This is a genomic window from Streptomyces sp. NPDC017448 (assembly GCF_044330565.1).
Classification (GTDB): Bacteria; Actinomycetota; Actinomycetes; order Streptomycetales; family Streptomycetaceae; genus Streptomyces.
Window position 1 is genome coordinate 80,596 of the sequence record NZ_JBIRLM010000004.1, and the last position, 15,700, is coordinate 96,295.

The following is a 15,700-nucleotide window of genomic DNA, read 5'->3' on the forward strand; positions in this document are numbered from 1 at the left end:
CGCGCGAGGAGTCGTCAGGGACGGACTTACGTCGTACGCGCGGACCGAAGGCCGGGGTGAGCGGCTTTAGTGGGCCTGCGCGTTCCACGCGCGGCAACACACCCGGTCGAAGTCATGGTGCTGACGGGACGGCCAGAACGGTTCGAGGTCGCTGCGACCCGACGCGATGTGCTGGAAGCTGGCCATGCCCCCATTGAAGCAGAGATCGCGGCACCGCATCAGACTCCTCTCACCCGTCGATACGGGCCCTGGGCGTTACGTTCCTCACGCCCGCCCGTACGCCCGCCCGTTCGGCCGTACGCCCACCCGTCCCGGGGCACGACGCAGGAGGGGCCCGCCACGCAGACTCCGTTGGCCAAAGCCTGGCCCCTCCTCTGTGCGTCGAGCGGCGGCGGGATCAGAGCCGGCCGGCCTTCTCCAACGCGGTGCAGCAGGTGTCGACGATCAGCCGGGTGACGACGTACGGGTCGACGTTGGCGTTCGGGCGGCGGTCCTCGATGTACCCCTTGCCGTCCTGCTCGACCTGCCACGGGATGCGGACCGAGGCGCCGCGGTCGGAGACGCCGTAGCTGTACTCGTTCCACGGGGCGGTCTCGTGCAGGCCGGTGAGGCGGTCGTCGATGCCCGCGCCGTAGTTCTTCACGTGGTCCATCGGCTTGGACCCCTCTCCCAGCGACTCGCACGCGGTGATGACCGCGTCATAGCCCTCGCGCATCGCCCGGGTGGAGAAGTTGGTGTGCGCGCCCGCGCCGTTCCAGTCGCCCTTGACCGGCTTCGGGTCCAGCGTCGCGGAGACGCCGAACTCCTCGGCGGTGCGGTACAGCAGCCAACGGGCCACCCACAGCTGGTCGGAGACCTCCAGCGGAGGGAGCGGACCCACCTGGAACTCCCACTGGCCGGGCATGACCTCGGCGTTGATGCCGGAGATGCCGAGTCCCGCCGCCAGACAGGTGTCGAGGTGCTTCTCCACGATCTCGCGGCCGAAGATCTCGTCCGCGCCGACGCCGCAGTAGTAGCCGCCCTGCGCGGCCGGGAAGCCGCCCTCGGGGAAACCGAGCGGCCGGTGGCCGTCGAAGAAGGTGTACTCCTGCTCGATGCCGAAGACCGGCGCCTGGTCCGCGAACCGCTCGGCGACCGGGCGCAGCGCGGCCCGTGTGTTGGACGCGTGGGGCGTCATGCCGATGTCGAAGACCTCGCACAGGACGAGGACGTCGTCGCCGCCGCGGATCGGGTCCGGACAGGTGAAGACGGGCTTGAGCACCCGGTCGGAGGCGTGGCCCTCGGCCTGGTTGGTGCTGGAGCCGTCGAAGCCCCAGAGGGGCAGGTCCGCCACGTCGCCGGACGGCGTTCCGTCCATGATCTTCGTCTTGGAGCGCAGCTTGGCGGTCGGCTCGGTGCCGTCGATCCAGATGTACTCAGCCTTGAACGTCACGGTCGCCATCCTTCGCGGGTGCAGCGGTCTTGGCGGCGCAGCTTGGCAAGAGGCGGTTTCCCGTCCGTTGCCCGGGTGTGAACCCCGTGTTACCGAGGTTTCCCGCCGGTTCCGGCAGGTGCGGAGGGTACGCAGGCAGCCCGGCCGCCGCGGGACACCGGCGCCGCGACGGCCCCCGGAGACGGCCGCGGCGCGGGGCGCGGGGCCAGGGCGGGCGCGGGGCCACGACGCCGGCCCCAGGAGCCCGGCCGCGGCACGGGGGCGTCGGCCGCGCTCAGACACCCCCCTTGAGCAGGGCCCCCAACCCGGCCCCCCGTATCCGGCGCACCAGCTCCTCCCGGCTCGCCCCCAGCGCGGCGGCCGCCCGGCCCGGCTCCCAGTCCGCCCCGGCCAGGGTCCGCAGCAGATGGCCCCGCCGGATCTGCGCGTCGGAGAGCCGGAACGTCTTGAGGTAGGCGACCTGCCCCTTGTGGTCGGTGATCGTCTCCCCGATGTGCTGGCCGCCCCCGTCCCGGACGAACGGCGGCAGGAACCGCCACAGGGTGAACGACTTCATCCGGTACACCCGGTCGAACGTGTACGAGGCGTCCAGCAGCTCCCGCGCGAACAGGGTGTCGTGCGCCTCCTCCCACTCCCGCTGCCGCGCCAGCGCCGCCGCCCGCAGCTCACCGAGCCCGCCGATGTGCTCCTCGCCCCCGATCCGCACCGGAACCTCCGCCACCGGGGGCCCGTACAGCGCGTACTGGTGCACCAGCTCCCCGTAGAGGTCCTCCACCAGCGAGGCGTGCAGGAGGCGGTAGTCGTCCGGGTGCGGGACGACGAAGGAGGCGGCGAGCGCGTCCGAGACGTACACCATCACCCCGCACTGGTCCGGGTGGATCTCGAAGATCCGCAACGCGTCCCCGAGCCCGCGCACGGACAGCCCGAGGTACGCGTCCTCCGCTCGCGGCGACAGCCCGGCGCGCAGGGCGGCGCGCGACCACTCCTCCCAGGCGGTCGAGGGCCCGCCGAAGTGCAGCGCGAGGTACCCCTCCAGCGCCAGGTGCAGCGGCAGGAACCGCAGCCGGTCGCCGGGCCGCCGCTTGGCCATCCGGTGGTGCGGCACCGGCGGCAGCGGTACGGCGCGGGGTGCGTCGCGCCCGCCGAACTGGGTGCCGTACGCGGCCGACCGCCGTCCTCCCGCCCGCGCGGCGGCGTCGTCCTCGCCCGACCAGTCCGCGACCAGACCGTGCGGGATGTACGAGAGGTAGCGCTCCCGCGGGCCCAGCTCGACGATCCCCGCGCCCAGCCCCTCGTACACCTCGCGGTGCAGCCGCAGCCCCGCCACCAGCGCCTCGCGCACCAGCGGGACGAGCCGGACACCGCCCCACACCTGCGCGGGCCGGACGGCGAGCCCGGTCAGCTCCAGCCGGTTCACGCGTCCCCTCCCTCTCCGGTGAACCGGGCCACCTGCCGGTCCAGATACGCGTACAGCTCCTCGGGCCCCGTGCGACCCTCCGCGAACCGGGCGATCTCCACCAGGGCGGGCAGGTCCTCCGCGTCCCGGATCCCCGCCGTGGCCACTCCGGCCGCCAGCCGCCGCACGTCGAACCCGGCCGTGTCGTATACGGGGTTGACGTGCACGACCGCCGTCCTGCGCGCCGGATCCAGCCGGTTCCGCCAGACCCGGAGCACCTCGCCCGCCAGGCCCGCCGGAGCGTTGTCCCAGCCGTCCGAGACGATCACCAGCCGGTCCGGGGCCGCCCCGCCCGGCGCGGAAGGCGCGCGGGGGCCCGCCCGGTCGTCACGACGCTCCCCGGGCTCCAGTGCGTCCAGAATCCGCATGCCCAGCGGGGTCGGCCCCCACGGCCGGACGAGCAGGGCGTCGCGCGCCCCCGAGGTCCACAGCCCCCGGTACGCCCCCGGGGCGGCCAGCACCTCCAGCAGATGGTGGCAGGCCAGCGCCACGGCGAGCGGCCGGCGCCGCTTCTGCCCCGACCCGGACGAGGAGAAGCTGTCGTCCAGCACCGCGTGCACCCGCCCCCAGCTCCCCGCGTGCGCGCCCGCCGCCCGCCGGGCCGCCGCGCGCAGGGCGCCGGTCAGCTCGGCCCGGCGTTCGGCACGCTGCTCGAAGCCGAGCGACAGCACATACAGAGCGAGCCGGGTCAGCGGCATCACGGTCAGATCCACGTCCACCCCGGGGGAGCCGGGCCGCTGTACCGCCGCCTGCCGCTCCTGGGTGCGCAGCCGCTCCAGCCGGGTCATCCGGGGCGCGGCCCGCTTCAGGAACACCTCGTGCTTCATCCCGTGCCGGCCGGCGAACCCCTCCGCGACGGTGAACGGCAGCTCGGACACGGCCCCTTGCTCGTAGTGGGCGCGCCGCCAGGCGTCCAGCATCCGGTGTTCGTACCGGTGCAGCCGGCCCGGCCGGAACAGGAACGCCCCGATCTCGGCCAGCGGTCCGGACCCGTCCGGGCAGGGCAGGTGGATGTGCCGGACGGCCGTCTTCAGCCCGGCCCGGTACTTCACCGCGTCATGGCCCAGATCCGGCCGCGCCGCCAGCCAGTCCCGCATGATCGCCCGCGTACGCCGGTTGTTGACCTTGGCGCGGCGCAGCTCGCCGAAGAGGCGGTAGACGCGGGGCGGCGGCAGCAGCGCCAACCGGGCGGCGATCAGCCGCCCCTCGGTGCGCCGCTCCTCGGGGCTCGCCTCGCCCGCGGTCTCCAGCAGCCCGCGCACGATGAGCGCGGCGTTGTGGTGGTTGATGTCCAGGGCCCGCGAAGCGGCGTACACCCGGCGGTAGTTGACCCGTACGTAGGTGTGCAGGAAGTCCAGGGAGAGCCGCTGCTCGTCGGCGTCCGAGTGAAACTCTCGCTGCCCGGTCGCGGTGATGGCCGCGTTCACGAACAGGAGGACGTCCTCGGCGGCGACGAGGTCGGCGGCGGGGCCGGTGGCGGCACCCGCGACGGGCTCGGGAGCGAGGCCCGCCACGGGCTCGGGCGCGCTCATGGTCCGGGGCGTGTTCACGGCTTCCCCCAGGGGCGAACTCTCCCCATGACCCACCTTGTCGGAGACGAAACAGAAAAGGAGACGCCGGCCGGGGAATGGAGGCGCGAACAGCGAAATCGTTGCTTCATAGGCAGGTCCCGGAAGTCGCGGCCGGAGTCCCGCGGCCGGCTCGGAAAACGTAACGGGGGACCCCCGCTCCGCGCCACCGCATTCCGTCCCGGTGAGCCCCGGCACGAGGCCGCGGGCGCGTCGGGCGCGTCCCGGCGGGCGGCCGGAGGCCCCGGACCGGCCGCCCCGCCGCCCAGGCGCCCCCGGCCCCTCCGCCCGGCCGCCCGGACCACCGGGCAGACTGGCCCCATGGACTCAGCTGTCGGCGCCACCGCCGCCCCTCTACGCATCGGCCTCCTCGGAACCGGCCCCTGGGCCCGCAACACCCAGGCCCCCGCGCTCGCCGCCCACCCCGGCGTCGAGCTGAGCGGGGTGTGGGGCCGCAGGGCCGAGGCCGCCGACGCCCTCGCCGCCGTCCACGGCGCCCGCGCGTACACGGGGGAGGAGGGCATCGACGCGCTTCTGGAGGCGAGCGACGCCGTGGCCTTCGCGCTGCCGCCCGATGTCCAGGCCCCGCTGGCGGTCCGGGCGGCGGAGGCGGGCCGCCACCTGCTGATGGACAAGCCGGTCGCCACGACGGTCGAGGGCGCCCGCGCGGTCGCCGACGCGGCCGGGAAGGCCGGGGTGGCGTCCGTCGTGTTCTGCACGCTCCGGTTCGCCCCCGAAACCGCGGCCTGGATCGCCGAACAGGCCGCGGTGGAAGGCTGGTTCACGGCACGCGCCCAGTGGCTCGGCTCGCTCTACGCGGAAGGTTCGGCCAGCGAGTACGCCGACTCCCCGTGGCGGCGCGAGAAGGGCGGACTGTGGGACGTCGGCCCGCACGCGCTCTCCGTGCTGATCCCGGTGCTGGGCGACGTCGAGCACCTGACCGCCGCCCGGGGGCCGGCCGACACCACGCACCTGATCCTGCGCCACGCCTCCGGCGCGTCCAGCACGGTCACCCTCGGGCTGAGCGCCCCGCCCGGCGCGGCGGGCGTCGAGATCGAGTTCCGGGGCGAGCGGGGCACGGCCTCGATCCCCGGCTGGGACGGCGCGGAGGCCGCGTTCCGGGGCGCGGTGGACGCTCTGGCCGAAGCGGTGCGTACGGGGGTGCCGCACGCCTGCGACGCCCGCTTCGGCCTTCACCTCACGGAGCTGCTGGTGGCGGCGGAGACGCAGGCCGGGGGATGACCGAGGCGTCGGAGGACGGGTCGGCCGGCGGCAGCGACCGGCACAGAGCCTCCAACGCCTCCGGGTAGCCGCTCTCGGAGGGCGTCGCGTACCCCACGACCAGGCCGTCGCGGACGGTGGCTCCTGCGCCGCCCGCGTGAGGGGCGCCCTCCGCGCCGGGGTGCAGGTAGTCGCCCAGGCCCTCCACCGCGAGCCCCTGCCGGGCCGCCGCCCGGACCGTCGCCCGCTCGGTGCCCGGCGGCAGCTCCAGCACCGCGTGGAGCCCCGCCGCGATCCCGGTGATCCGGACGTGCGGGGCGCGCCGCTCCAGGGCCGCCGCCAACCGGTCCCGGCGGCGGCGGTGGAGCTGCCGTATCCGCCGCACCTGCCGGTCGTACGCGCCCGACTCGACGAAGTCCGCGAGCGTCAGCTGCTCGGTGGCGCTGGAGAACTGCTCGCGGTCGCCCTTCGCCGCGACGACCGGCCCCACCAGCCGCTGGGGCAGCACCATCCACCCGATCCGCAGGGTGGGGGAGAGGCTCTTGCTCACCGACCCCAGGAGCACCACATGCTCCGGATCGAGCCCCTGAACGGCCCCCACGGGCTGTCGGTCGTAGCGGAACTCCCCGTCGTAGTCGTCCTCGACGACGAGCCCGTCGGCGGCCCGCGCCCAGTCGACGACGGCGGCACGCCGCGCGGCGTGCAGCGGTCCGCCGGTGGGGAACTGGTGGGCGGGTGTGAGGAGCACGGCCCGGTCGCGACGGGTCAGCCCGTCGACCCGGGCGCCGTCGGCGTCGACGCCGAGCGGCCGGGTGCCGACGCCGTGGGAGGCGAGGAGGCCGCGGTGGAAGGGCAGGCCGTACTCCTCCGCCGCCCAGGGTCCGCCCACCACCTGGGCGAGCAGCCGCAGCCCGTGTGCGGCTCCCGAGCACAGGACGATGCGCTCGGGAGCGGTGCGCACCCCGCGCACCCGGGCCAGGCGACCGGCCAGAGCCCGCCGCAGCTCGGGCCGCCCGTGCGGATCGCCGGGCCCGAAGGCGTCGTCGGGGGCGGCGGCCAGCGCCCGGCGCGCCGAGGCCAGCCAGGCGGTGCGCGGGAAGGCCGAGGGGTCCGGCCGCCCCTGGACCAGGTCGTGGACCGGCCGGGCGGCGGGCTCGGGGGCGCGCGTCCGGTGGGCGGGGACGTCCGGGGCGACCCGCTCGGCGACCCGGGTGCCCGACCCCTGGCGGGCGGCGAGCCACCCCTCCGCGACCAGCTCCGCGTAGGCGTCGGCCACGGTGTTGCGGGCGATACCCAGGTCGGCGGCGAGGGAACGGTAGGGCGGCAGCCGGGCGCCCGGGGCGAGCCGTCCGCCGCGCACGGCGTCGCGGAGGGCGGCCGCCAGGACGGCCCGGCGGTTGGCGGCGCCGGAGAGCTCCAGGGGCAGGTCGCTGCCCAGGACCTCGGCGGAATCGGCCCATGAACCCATCGGAGAAACACACCTCGTACCCGGTCGCCGTCGTCCTGGATTCGTACCCATGACGACGGGGGAGATCAAGGCGAACGACCGCACCGCCCCACGACCGCCACCGTCCGGCGCAACCGTGCCCCCGTCCGGGGTGACACCCCCATCCGTCCGGGTCGGCGACCCCGCCACCATCCGGGGCGGTGGGAGCGCGGACCTTCCGGGGCAGCGGGGGCGCGCCCCCCGGGGGGGGGCGCCGACTGTCCGGGACGGCGGGGCGCGGGCGGCCCGGACGCCGCGGAGGCGCCCCCGGACGCGCGCCGCCGGCCGCTCCGGCTCACATCAGCAGGGGCCGGAGCTCCAGCCAGGCCCGTACCTCCGCGCACAGCTCCGGATCCCGGACCCGGGGCAGCAGGGCGCCGGCCGCCAGGGAGAGCCGCTTGGCGGACCGGGAGGCGTTGACGGCCGCCAGATGGTCCCGCGCGTACGGCGTCGTCCTCCGGGTCGCCGCCTCCGCCCGGGAGACCGGGATGGCGTCCAGACAGGCCCGTACGGCGGCGTCCGGGTCGAGCAGGCCGTACCGGGCGATCTCGCAGGCGCTCTCCGTACGGTCGAGGACCCCGGCGTCCTCGCACTTCCCGAGCAGCCAGAGCGCGGTCTCCCGCGCCGCGGACAGAGCGGGACCGCCCTCCTGCCCGCTCCCGGGGCCGAGCCGCTGTCGGCCCGCGACCCACAGGGACCACCACCAGCGCGCCGCCTCGTCCGCCTCCTGCGGCAGCCGTCGCCGCGCCCAGTCCTCCCGCTCCGGCGCACCGAGCCCGGTCAGGTGCCGGAGCAGGTCGCGTACGGTCCTCGGGGGCAGCGGGGAGGGTTCGCCCCGGGGGCCGGGAGCGAACCAGGCAGGCGCCGACAACTTCACCACCTCGCCGGTCGTCTCGTCCACGAGCACCCCCACCCGGCTGTCCGCCCGTACGAGACGACGGCACCCGACCCCGTCCGGCGCGACCTCCACGAGAGGGAAGCCGACCCGGTCCAGAGCCGTGGCGAGGGCGTCGAGGGGCGGCGGCGCGTCGAGCCGGTGCGCCTGCACGGTGACGTACAACCCCCGCCAGGGGCCCCCGTCCGCCTCCCCGCCGCCCGCGTCCCGTTCCCAGGCGAACTCGACCAGGTCGTAACACCGCAGCAACTGCCGCCCGGTACGACTTTCGACGAACCCGTCCCCCAGCAGCGCGGTGACCTCGGCGGGCGTGCTCGTGGCGTCGGCGCCGCCGGCCGTACCCGTGACGACGAAGTCGACGACGGACTCCGGTACGGCCGGGCCCTGTCGGGAAGTGGTCATCCCTCGCCCTGCCCGTCAGGACCGGCGCCGGGACCGAGGAGCGGAGCGCCCGACCCGGAGCGGGCGGCGCCGGAGCGGGCGGCGTCCCCCGGCGGGCGCCGCACCGCCTCGTACGCCGCCGTCAGGAAGCGCCGTACGGCGTCCGCCTCCCGGGCGTCGAACTCGCGCAGCACCGCATCGGTGGCCCCGAGGAAGGGCCCGAAGAACGCCTGCCCGAGCTCCACCGCCCGCTCGTCCACCGTCAGGAGCACGCGTCGCCCGTCACGCGGGTCGCGCCCGCGCGTCACATGGCCCAGCCGCACCAGCCGGTCCACGACCGCCGTCGTACCCGCCGAATGCAGCCCGAGCTGCGCCCCGAGCCAGCCGGCGGTCGCGTCCGTTCCCGCCCGCTCGGCGTCCAGGAGGCTGATCAGAGCCCGCACGTCGGTGGTGTGCATCCCGTGGAGTTCGGCGAACTCCGCCTGCCGCAGGCCGAATTCGACCGTCACCTTACGCAGCAGATGGATCATCCCGGCTCGCGCCTCCGGCTCGCCGCTTTCCCGGCGTTCGGTCGTGCTCATCGCCACCCCATTATCTCGCTCAGCGAGATAATATCGCGGGGAAGGCCGCCCAGACGCCGAGGAGAGGCCCCGCCATGCCGCCGTCCCACCGCACCGAGTCCGCGGAGCCTCCGGACGCCGCCGGTCCCTCCGCCCCGTTCCTCACCGGCTACGCCGCGTTTCTGGCCGAGCGCTGGCCCCCGGGGACGACGACCTCGAACGTCACCACCCCCTACGGCGCCACGCACATCACCAGCCACGGGCCCGCCGACGCCGCCGCCCCGCCCGTGGTGCTGCTGCCCGGCGGGGGAGCGACCTCCGCCGTCTGGTACGCGCAGGCGTCCCACCTCGGCCGGACGCGTCGCGTACACGCGGTCGACCTCGTCGGCCAACCGGGCCGCAGTACGCCGGGGGAGCGCCCGATCCGCACGGTGGCGGATCTGGCGGCGTGGCTGGACACGGTGCTGGAGGCGCTGTGCCCCCAGGCGGAGGGTGGGCGGCCCGTGCTCGCCGGTCACTCCTACGGGGCGTGGATCGCGCTCCACCACGCCCTCCACGCGGGCCCCCGGCGCTTGGCCGGCCTGGTGCTCGTGGACCCCACGCAGTGCTTCTCGGGTTTCCGCCCGGCGTACCTCCTGCGCGCCCTGCCGTCGCTGCTGCGCCCGACCCCCTCGCGAGCCCGCGCGTTCCTGGCCTGGGAGACGGCCGGGGCGGCGCTGGACGCGGACTGGGTGCGCCTGTACGCGGAGGGCGCCCGCTTCCCGTCCGTGCGCCCGGTCACCGGCCCGCGCCCCCGGCCGTCGGCTCTGCGGGAGCTCACCGTGCCGACGCTCGTCCTGCTCGCCGAGCGCGGCCGCGCCCTCGATCCCGCCCGTACGGCGCGGGCGGCCGACCGCTCACTGCCGGACGCGACGACGTACACGGTCCCCGGCGCGACCCACCACACGCTGCCGCTGCACGCCCCGGCGGCGGCCGAGGTCAACCACCGTCTGGACGCGTTCCTGGCGACGCTGCCGGGCACGTCCCCGGCGGAGTGACGGCGCCCCGCCCGGCCCGCCCCCGCTCCCGGCCCCAGCACCGGCTCCGGACGCGTTCCCGGCGGATTGACGGCCCCGGGACCACCGCTCTACCGCCCCAGCGCCCCCCGTACCGCTTCCTCGCTGCGCGCCACCACGGCCGTGCCGTCCTCGGCGGTGATGATCGGGCGCTGGATCAGCTCGGGGTGCTCGGACAGAGCGGCGATCCACCGGTCACGGGAGCCCGCGTCCCGGGGCCACTCCTTCAGCCCCAGCTCCTTCGCCGCCCCCTCCTGCGTCCGCGTGATGTCCCACGGCTCGAGACCGAGCCGGCCCAGCACCTCCCGGATCTCCTGCGGCGAGGGCACGTCCTCCAGGTAGCGGCGGACCGTGTAGTCGGCCCCCTCGGCGTCCAGCAGGGTCACCGCGCTGCGGCACTTGGAACAGGCGGGATTGATCCAGATCTCCATGGGGCCCACGTTACGCGAGGGGTGGTCGAAAGCGCCTCTGAACAGGGGCGATTGTCAGTGGGGGGCAGTAAAATGGAGGGAGTTCGTGAGGGTTCCACCACGCTGCCAGGAGGATGCCGATGACTGGTGCCGCAGTCACGACCGAGCCGCGCGACCGACAGCTCCCGATGCCCTTCCACCCGCTGCTTCCCACTCCGCTGCCGAAGAAGCGACTGCCCGCGGGCCGCCCCCGTGAGTGGTACGTCTCGCACAACCGCAGGCTGAAGGCCATGCGCCTGGCCATCGCCCTGCTCGACAGCGGGGTCTACCAGCCCTCCAGCGCCAACAACCGCCGGATACGGATCGCCGCCGAGCGCCTGGACATCCACCCGCCGTCCGACACCACCTGCCGCATGGTCCGCGCCCTGATCCGCTACGGCCGCTGACCGAGCCCTGCCGCAGGCCGACGCCGCCCCCGGACCGCCGAACCGACGGTCCGGGGGCGCTCGGCCGCCGGACCGGCCCGTACGGCACCATGGCCCCGACCGGACAGGGGAACGGACGGAAGGGCATCGCCATGGCTGCCGATCTGTGGACGTCGGCCGTCTCCCTCGCGGGCGTGGCCCCGGGCGGCGGTCTGACCGCCCTGGCCCAGCGTGCCACCCAGCGCTCGGCGGAGCGCGTCGAGGAGCGCCGCCGGGCGGTGGCCGCCACGGAGAGCAGCCGGGCCGAGCAGATCGGCGTCCTCAAGGAGTTCGTCGCCTGCGCCCAGGCCGCCGAACGCGCCGTCTACCGCCTGATCCTGCTGCTCGCCCAACTCGCCGCGATCAGGCCCGCCTAGGCGGGCCCGGAACCGCCGCGCACCTCGTCCAGCGAGGTGGCCATGAGCTCGGTGGCCCGCTCGAACCAGTCGGCGAGCACGGCGATCTCGTCGGGCCCGTACTCCGCGAACAGGGCGGCGAACCGCTGGTAGTTGGGGCCGTACACCTCGAAGAGACGGGCGGCGGCGGCCGGTTCGGCGGCCACCCTGACGCGTCTGCGGTCGGCCGGGTCGCTCTGCCGACGTACGTACCCGGCGCGCTCCAGCCGGGTGATGACGCCCGTGATGGCGCCGGTGGTGAGGTTGGCACGCCGCGCCAGCTCCCCGGCGGTCGCCGCCGTCCCCGCGCCCTCGGCCTCCAGGACGAACCCCAGACAGGTCAGATCGGTGATGTTGAGCCCGAGCCGGCCCGCGATGTCGTGCTGGGCGACGATCCCCAACGCCATCAGCCGGTCCATCCGGGCATGCGCCTGCTCCGGGGTGGCGTGCGGCCGTGCCGGGGAGGCGTCCTGTCGCGACTTGCCGTCCACGCAGAAATTCCCTTACTATCTAAGTAACTTAGCTCGTCAGATAAATCGTCTTTCGTTCAGCCTACTGTCCGCGTCCCGGGGAGAGTCATGAGTGCACACGGCCACGTCGACCTGGGCCATACCGTCGCCGGCTGGGCGGGTACGGGGGCGGCGGTCACAGGCCTGGCGCTCACCGGCGTCGCCGTGGTCGCGGTCTCCGTACCCCTGGCTCTCGCCGGGGCCGGCGTCACGCTCGGCGCGGCGGTCCTGACCTGGCTCCTCCACCTCGCCGGCTGGGGCAAACCGAGCGGTCCCCGCCCCGAGAGCGAGTGGCCCTGGCGGGTACGGGACACCGCGGCCCGGCAGGGGCATCCGGACTGCCTGGGCTGCCGACTGGCCGGACGCGGCGCCCGCCGACCCGAAAACGCCTCGAACACCGCACGGGTTGCCTCTACTGTGACCGGGTGACGACCCAGGTGATCGTGGTGAACGGCGGCTCCAGCTCCGGCAAGTCCGGCATCGTCCGGTGCCTCCAGGCGGAGCTGCCGGACCCGTGGCTCGCCGCCGCGATCGACGCCTTCGTCGACTCCCTGCCCCCGTCCCTGCGCACCACGGACGCGGGCATCGCGTTCGCCCCGGACGGCGGTGTGACCGTCGGCCGGGAGTTCCGGAGGCTGGAGGCGGCCTGGCGCGAGGGTGTCGCCGCGATGGCCCGGGCGGGCGCCCGGGTGATCGTCGACGACGTGTTCCTCGGCGGCCCGTCCTCCCAGGAACCCTGGCGGCGGGCGCTCGCGGGTCTGGACGTGCTGTGGGTGGGCATCCGCTGTGGGAGCGAGGTGGCCGAGGCCCGCGGAATCGCCCGCGGGGACCGCCCCAGGGGCATGGCCGCCGCCCAGGCGGAGGCGGTCCACCGGGGCGTGGTCTACGACCTGGAGGTGGACACCACGCACATGGAGGCCCTGGCCTGCGCGAGGGCGATCGCCGCCCGCGTAGCCTGACCCATCGATCTGTCCGTACCGACCTGGCTGGAGCGAGATGACCGACCTGTGGACCGGCGAGCGGATACGGCTGCGAGGCGTCGAACCCCAGGACTGGGAGGGCTTCCGGGCCCTGGCCCTGCACACCGTGGACGCCCGCAACGCCGACGTGGTCGAACCCCCGCGCTCGGACGAGAGCTTCCGCGCCTGGACCGCCGAACGCGCCGCCCGCACCCCGGACCCGGCCTCGTACCGGCTGGTCATCGAGACCCGCTTCGAGCACGCCTTCGTCGGCGCGGTCACGGTGGGCGAGACGGACGCCCGCGCCGGCCGCTTCCGCACCGGCATCGAGGTCTCCCGCGAACACCGCCGCCAGGGCTACGCGGCCGAGGCCACGGAGCTGGTCCTCACCTACATGTTCGCCGAACAGCGCCACCACAAATGCGAGGTGGAGGTCTACGCCTTCAACGACGCCTCCCTGGCCCTCTACCGCAAGCTCGGCTTCGTCGAGGAGGGCCGCCTGCGCCAGCACGAGTACTTCGCCGGCGCGTACCACGACGTGGTCCTGCTGGGCATCACGGCGGACGAGTACTGGGCGGGACGGGCACGGCCCTCGCTGCGGTGAGGTCGACTTCCGGCCGCCCGGCCAGGCGAACCGGCCGCGATACCGCGATCACCGGATCTCTGGGACGGCAGCCCCCGACGATGTCCTCTCGACGTGTCGACCGCTGGGAGGACGCATGGACAGCCAGGCAGCGAGCCGTTCCACGCCCTGGCAGGAGCGCCTGGCCGCAGGCACCGAGGCCGTGCAGGACGAGGTGATCCGCTGGTACCAGGAGACGTCCCACGGGCAGGCTTACGTCCCGAACATGATCTGGGGGACGCTCCAGACGGAGGCGTACGCCACGGTGATCCTCGGACAGGTCGTCGATTTCCTGGGCGTCCCGGACGATGTTCCGGCCGGCGTGGCCAAGCGGATGCGGCGGCAGCAGGTCCTCCACGACGGCGAGCACCGCTACGACGTCGTCCTCGGCGAGCAGGCGCTCTACACGAACATCGGCGGGGCCGAGGTCATGGTGGAGCAGATCGACCGGATCCTCCGCGACATGGAGCTGCCCTCGCTCGCCCTCGGGATCGTTCCCGCCGCCGCGCGCGTGGACATGCTCCCCGTCCACGCCTTCCACCTGCACGGCGAAGAGGTCCACGTCGAGCTGGTCTCCTCGGGCTTGGACGTGACCGAGCCGTCCGAGGTCGGCCTCTACCGGGAGGCGTTCCGACGGCTGGACGGCGCGGCACTCCACGGGGACGACGCCAAGGGGCTCCTGCGCAAGGCCCGCGCCTTCTGGAGCGAGCGGCAGAGCGGCTGACCGTACGGCCGAGGGCCGCCGGTCTCCAGCTGGAGACCGGCGGCCCTCGGTGGGGCGGGCGCGGAGGCCCGGAAGCCGTTCTAGAGGTCGAAGTACAGCTCGAACTCGTGCGGGTGCGGGCGCAGCTGGATCGGGGCGATCTCGTGCGTGCGCTTGTAGTCGATCCAGGTCTCGATCAGGTCCGACGTGAAGACGCCGCCCGCCTGGAGGTACTCGTTGTCCGCCTCCAGGGCGTCGAGCACGGCCGGGAGGGAGGTCGGGACCTGCTGGACGTTGGCGTGCTCCTCGGGAGCCAGCTCGTAGAGGTCCTTGTCGATCGGCTCGGCCGGCTCGATCTTGTTCTTCACGCCGTCCAGCCCCGCCATCAGCAGCGCGGAGAACGCGAGGTACGGGTTGGAGGACGGGTCCGGGGCGCGGAACTCGACCCGCTTGGCCTTCGGGTTCGAGCCGGTGATCGGGATGCGCATCGCGGCGGAGCGGTTGCGCTGCGAGTACACCATGTTGACCGGGGCCTCGAAGCCGGGCACCAGGCGGTGGTAGGAGTTCACCGTCGGGTTGGTGAAGGCCAGCAGCGACGGGGCGTGCTTCAGGATGCCGCCGATGTAGTGGCGCGCCATGTCCGAGAGGCCGGCGTACCCCTGCTCGTCGTAGAAGAGCGGGGAGCCGCCCTGCCACAGCGACTGGTGCACGTGCATGCCCGAGCCGTTGTCGCCGAAGATCGGCTTGGGCATGAAGGTCGCGGTCTTGCCGTTGCGCCAGGCGACGTTCTTCACGATGTACTTGAAGAGCATCAGGTCGTCGGCCGCGGCGAGCAGCGTGTTGAACTTGTAGTTGATCTCGGCCTGGCCGGCGGTGCCGACCTCGTGGTGCTGGCGCTCGACCTGGAGGCCGTTGCGGTCCAGCTCCAGGGAGATCTCGGCCCGCAGGTCGGCGAAGTGGTCCACCGGCGGGACCGGGAAGTAGCCGCCCTTGTAGCGGACCTTGTAGCCGCGGTTGTTCTCGACCGCACCGGTGTTCCAGGCGCCGGCCTCGGAGTCGATGTGGTAGAAGCTCTCGTTCGCCGACGTCTGGAAGCGGACGTTGTCGAAGACGTAGAACTCGGCCTCCGGGCCGAAGTACGCGGTGTCCGCGATGCCGGTCGAGGTGAGGTACGCCTCGGCCTTCTTGGCGATGTTGCGCGGGTCGCGGCTGTACTGCTCGCCCGTGATCGGGTCGTGGATGAAGAAGTTGATGTTGACGGTCTTGTCGCGGCGGAAGGGGTCCACCCGAGCCGTCGACAGGTCCGCGCGCAGCGCCATGTCCGACTCGTGGATGGCCTGGAAGCCGCGGATCGACGAACCGTCGAAGGCCAGTTCCTCGGCCGGGTCGAACGTCGCTGCCGGGATGGTGAAGTGCTGCATCACCCCGGGAAGGTCGCAGAACCGGACATCGATGAACTTGACGTCGTTGTCCGCTACGTACTTCTGCACTTCGTCGGCGTTCTGGAACATCCAACTCCTCCTACTCCCGACCCGGGAGGGGCGGGGTTGTAGCTCGTTGTGCGGCCAGTGCGGGTGGCACACG

General features: G+C 74.1%; 16 protein-coding genes and 1 pseudogene. 8 read left to right on the forward strand and 9 right to left on the reverse strand.

Annotation, left to right across the window (positions count from 1 at the left end; all coding sequences use genetic code 11):
* Positions 1 to 397 precede the first annotated feature (397 nt).
* The 3 genes from glnII to ACH4K1_RS09365 form a co-directional block, all read right to left on the reverse strand.
* A complete protein-coding gene (glnII, locus tag ACH4K1_RS09355; RefSeq protein WP_398088026.1) occupies positions 398 to 1,432 on the reverse strand; it encodes a glutamine synthetase in 1,035 nt (344 codons plus the stop codon).
* Positions 1,433 to 1,706: 274 nt separating this feature from the next.
* Positions 1,707 to 2,849 (reverse strand): ARPP-2 domain-containing protein, encoded by a 1,143-nt coding sequence (locus tag ACH4K1_RS09360; RefSeq protein ID WP_398088027.1) that lies wholly within the window; start codon positions 2,847 to 2,849, stop codon positions 1,707 to 1,709.
* Positions 2,846 to 4,420, reverse strand: coding sequence for a hypothetical protein (locus ACH4K1_RS09365; protein WP_398088029.1), 1,575 nt, complete (start codon positions 4,418 to 4,420; stop codon positions 2,846 to 2,848). The genes ACH4K1_RS09360 and ACH4K1_RS09365 overlap by 4 nt, the downstream gene beginning before the upstream one ends.
* Before the next feature lie 357 nt (positions 4,421 to 4,777).
* On the opposite strand from ACH4K1_RS09365, the gene ACH4K1_RS09370 reads away from it, so the two are divergent.
* Positions 4,778 to 5,698, forward strand: a complete 921-nt coding sequence (locus tag ACH4K1_RS09370) for a Gfo/Idh/MocA family protein (RefSeq protein ID WP_398088030.1) — start codon at positions 4,778 to 4,780, stop codon at positions 5,696 to 5,698.
* Here the strand turns inward: ACH4K1_RS09370 and ACH4K1_RS09375 are convergent.
* The 3 genes from ACH4K1_RS09375 to ACH4K1_RS09385 form a co-directional block, all read right to left on the reverse strand.
* Positions 5,655 to 7,145: a PLP-dependent aminotransferase family protein gene (locus ACH4K1_RS09375; RefSeq protein WP_398088031.1), complete on the reverse strand. Its 1,491-nt coding sequence runs from the start codon at positions 7,143 to 7,145 to the stop codon at positions 5,655 to 5,657. The two genes, ACH4K1_RS09370 and ACH4K1_RS09375, sit on opposite strands and share 44 nt — an antisense overlap.
* Positions 7,146 to 7,458: 313 nt before the next feature.
* Positions 7,459 to 8,460 carry a hypothetical protein gene (locus ACH4K1_RS09380; RefSeq protein ID WP_398088033.1) on the reverse strand — a complete coding sequence of 334 codons (1,002 nt, stop codon included), beginning with the start codon at positions 8,458 to 8,460 and terminating at the stop codon, positions 7,459 to 7,461.
* Positions 8,457 to 9,020 carry a MarR family transcriptional regulator gene (locus tag ACH4K1_RS09385; protein ID WP_398088035.1) on the reverse strand — a complete coding sequence of 188 codons (564 nt, stop codon included), beginning with the start codon at positions 9,018 to 9,020 and terminating at the stop codon, positions 8,457 to 8,459. Before ACH4K1_RS09385 ends, ACH4K1_RS09380 begins: the two co-directional genes overlap by 4 nt.
* A gap of 74 nt (positions 9,021 to 9,094) precedes the next feature.
* On the opposite strand from ACH4K1_RS09385, the gene ACH4K1_RS09390 reads away from it, so the two are divergent.
* Positions 9,095 to 10,036 carry an alpha/beta fold hydrolase gene (locus tag ACH4K1_RS09390; protein WP_398088037.1) on the forward strand — a complete coding sequence of 314 codons (942 nt, stop codon included), beginning with the start codon at positions 9,095 to 9,097 and terminating at the stop codon, positions 10,034 to 10,036.
* 89 nt (positions 10,037 to 10,125) lie between these two features.
* Here ACH4K1_RS09390 and ACH4K1_RS09395 read toward each other — a convergent pair whose 3' ends face one another.
* Entirely contained in the window at positions 10,126 to 10,485 is a 360-nt protein-coding gene (locus tag ACH4K1_RS09395; RefSeq protein WP_398088039.1) for an ArsC/Spx/MgsR family protein, read from the reverse strand.
* Between the two features lie 119 nt (positions 10,486 to 10,604).
* On the opposite strand from ACH4K1_RS09395, the gene ACH4K1_RS09400 reads away from it, so the two are divergent.
* Positions 10,605 to 10,910 carry a hypothetical protein gene (locus tag ACH4K1_RS09400; protein ID WP_398088040.1) on the forward strand — a complete coding sequence of 102 codons (306 nt, stop codon included), beginning with the start codon at positions 10,605 to 10,607 and terminating at the stop codon, positions 10,908 to 10,910.
* Between the two features lie 131 nt (positions 10,911 to 11,041).
* A pseudogene (locus tag ACH4K1_RS09405) lies at positions 11,042 to 11,257 on the forward strand (hypothetical protein); the annotation flags it as partial.
* 44 nt (positions 11,258 to 11,301) lie between these two features.
* On the opposite strand, the gene ACH4K1_RS09410 reads toward ACH4K1_RS09405, so the two are convergent.
* Entirely contained in the window at positions 11,302 to 11,814 is a 513-nt protein-coding gene (locus ACH4K1_RS09410; protein ID WP_398088041.1) for a MarR family winged helix-turn-helix transcriptional regulator, read from the reverse strand.
* 87 nt (positions 11,815 to 11,901) lie between these two features.
* On the opposite strand from ACH4K1_RS09410, the gene ACH4K1_RS09415 reads away from it, so the two are divergent.
* The 4 genes from ACH4K1_RS09415 to ACH4K1_RS09430 all read left to right on the forward strand — a co-directional run bounded on the left by ACH4K1_RS09415 (position 11,902) and on the right by ACH4K1_RS09430 (position 14,137).
* A complete protein-coding gene (locus ACH4K1_RS09415; protein ID WP_398088042.1) occupies positions 11,902 to 12,261 on the forward strand; it encodes an HGxxPAAW family protein in 360 nt (119 codons plus the stop codon).
* A complete protein-coding gene (cpt, locus tag ACH4K1_RS09420) occupies positions 12,258 to 12,791 on the forward strand; it encodes a chloramphenicol phosphotransferase CPT (protein ID WP_398088044.1) in 534 nt (177 codons plus the stop codon). Before ACH4K1_RS09415 ends, cpt begins: the two co-directional genes overlap by 4 nt.
* Before the next feature lie 37 nt (positions 12,792 to 12,828).
* A complete protein-coding gene (locus tag ACH4K1_RS09425; RefSeq protein ID WP_228992968.1) occupies positions 12,829 to 13,395 on the forward strand; it encodes a GNAT family N-acetyltransferase in 567 nt (188 codons plus the stop codon).
* A 115-nt stretch (positions 13,396 to 13,510) separates the two neighbouring features.
* A complete protein-coding gene (locus ACH4K1_RS09430) occupies positions 13,511 to 14,137 on the forward strand; it encodes a DUF5753 domain-containing protein (RefSeq protein WP_398088045.1) in 627 nt (208 codons plus the stop codon).
* An 80-nt stretch (positions 14,138 to 14,217) separates the two neighbouring features.
* On the opposite strand, the gene glnA is transcribed toward ACH4K1_RS09430, so the two are convergent.
* Positions 14,218 to 15,627 carry a type I glutamate--ammonia ligase gene (gene glnA / locus ACH4K1_RS09435; RefSeq protein ID WP_398088047.1) on the reverse strand — a complete coding sequence of 470 codons (1,410 nt, stop codon included), beginning with the start codon at positions 15,625 to 15,627 and terminating at the stop codon, positions 14,218 to 14,220.
* Positions 15,628 to 15,700 lie beyond the last annotated feature (73 nt).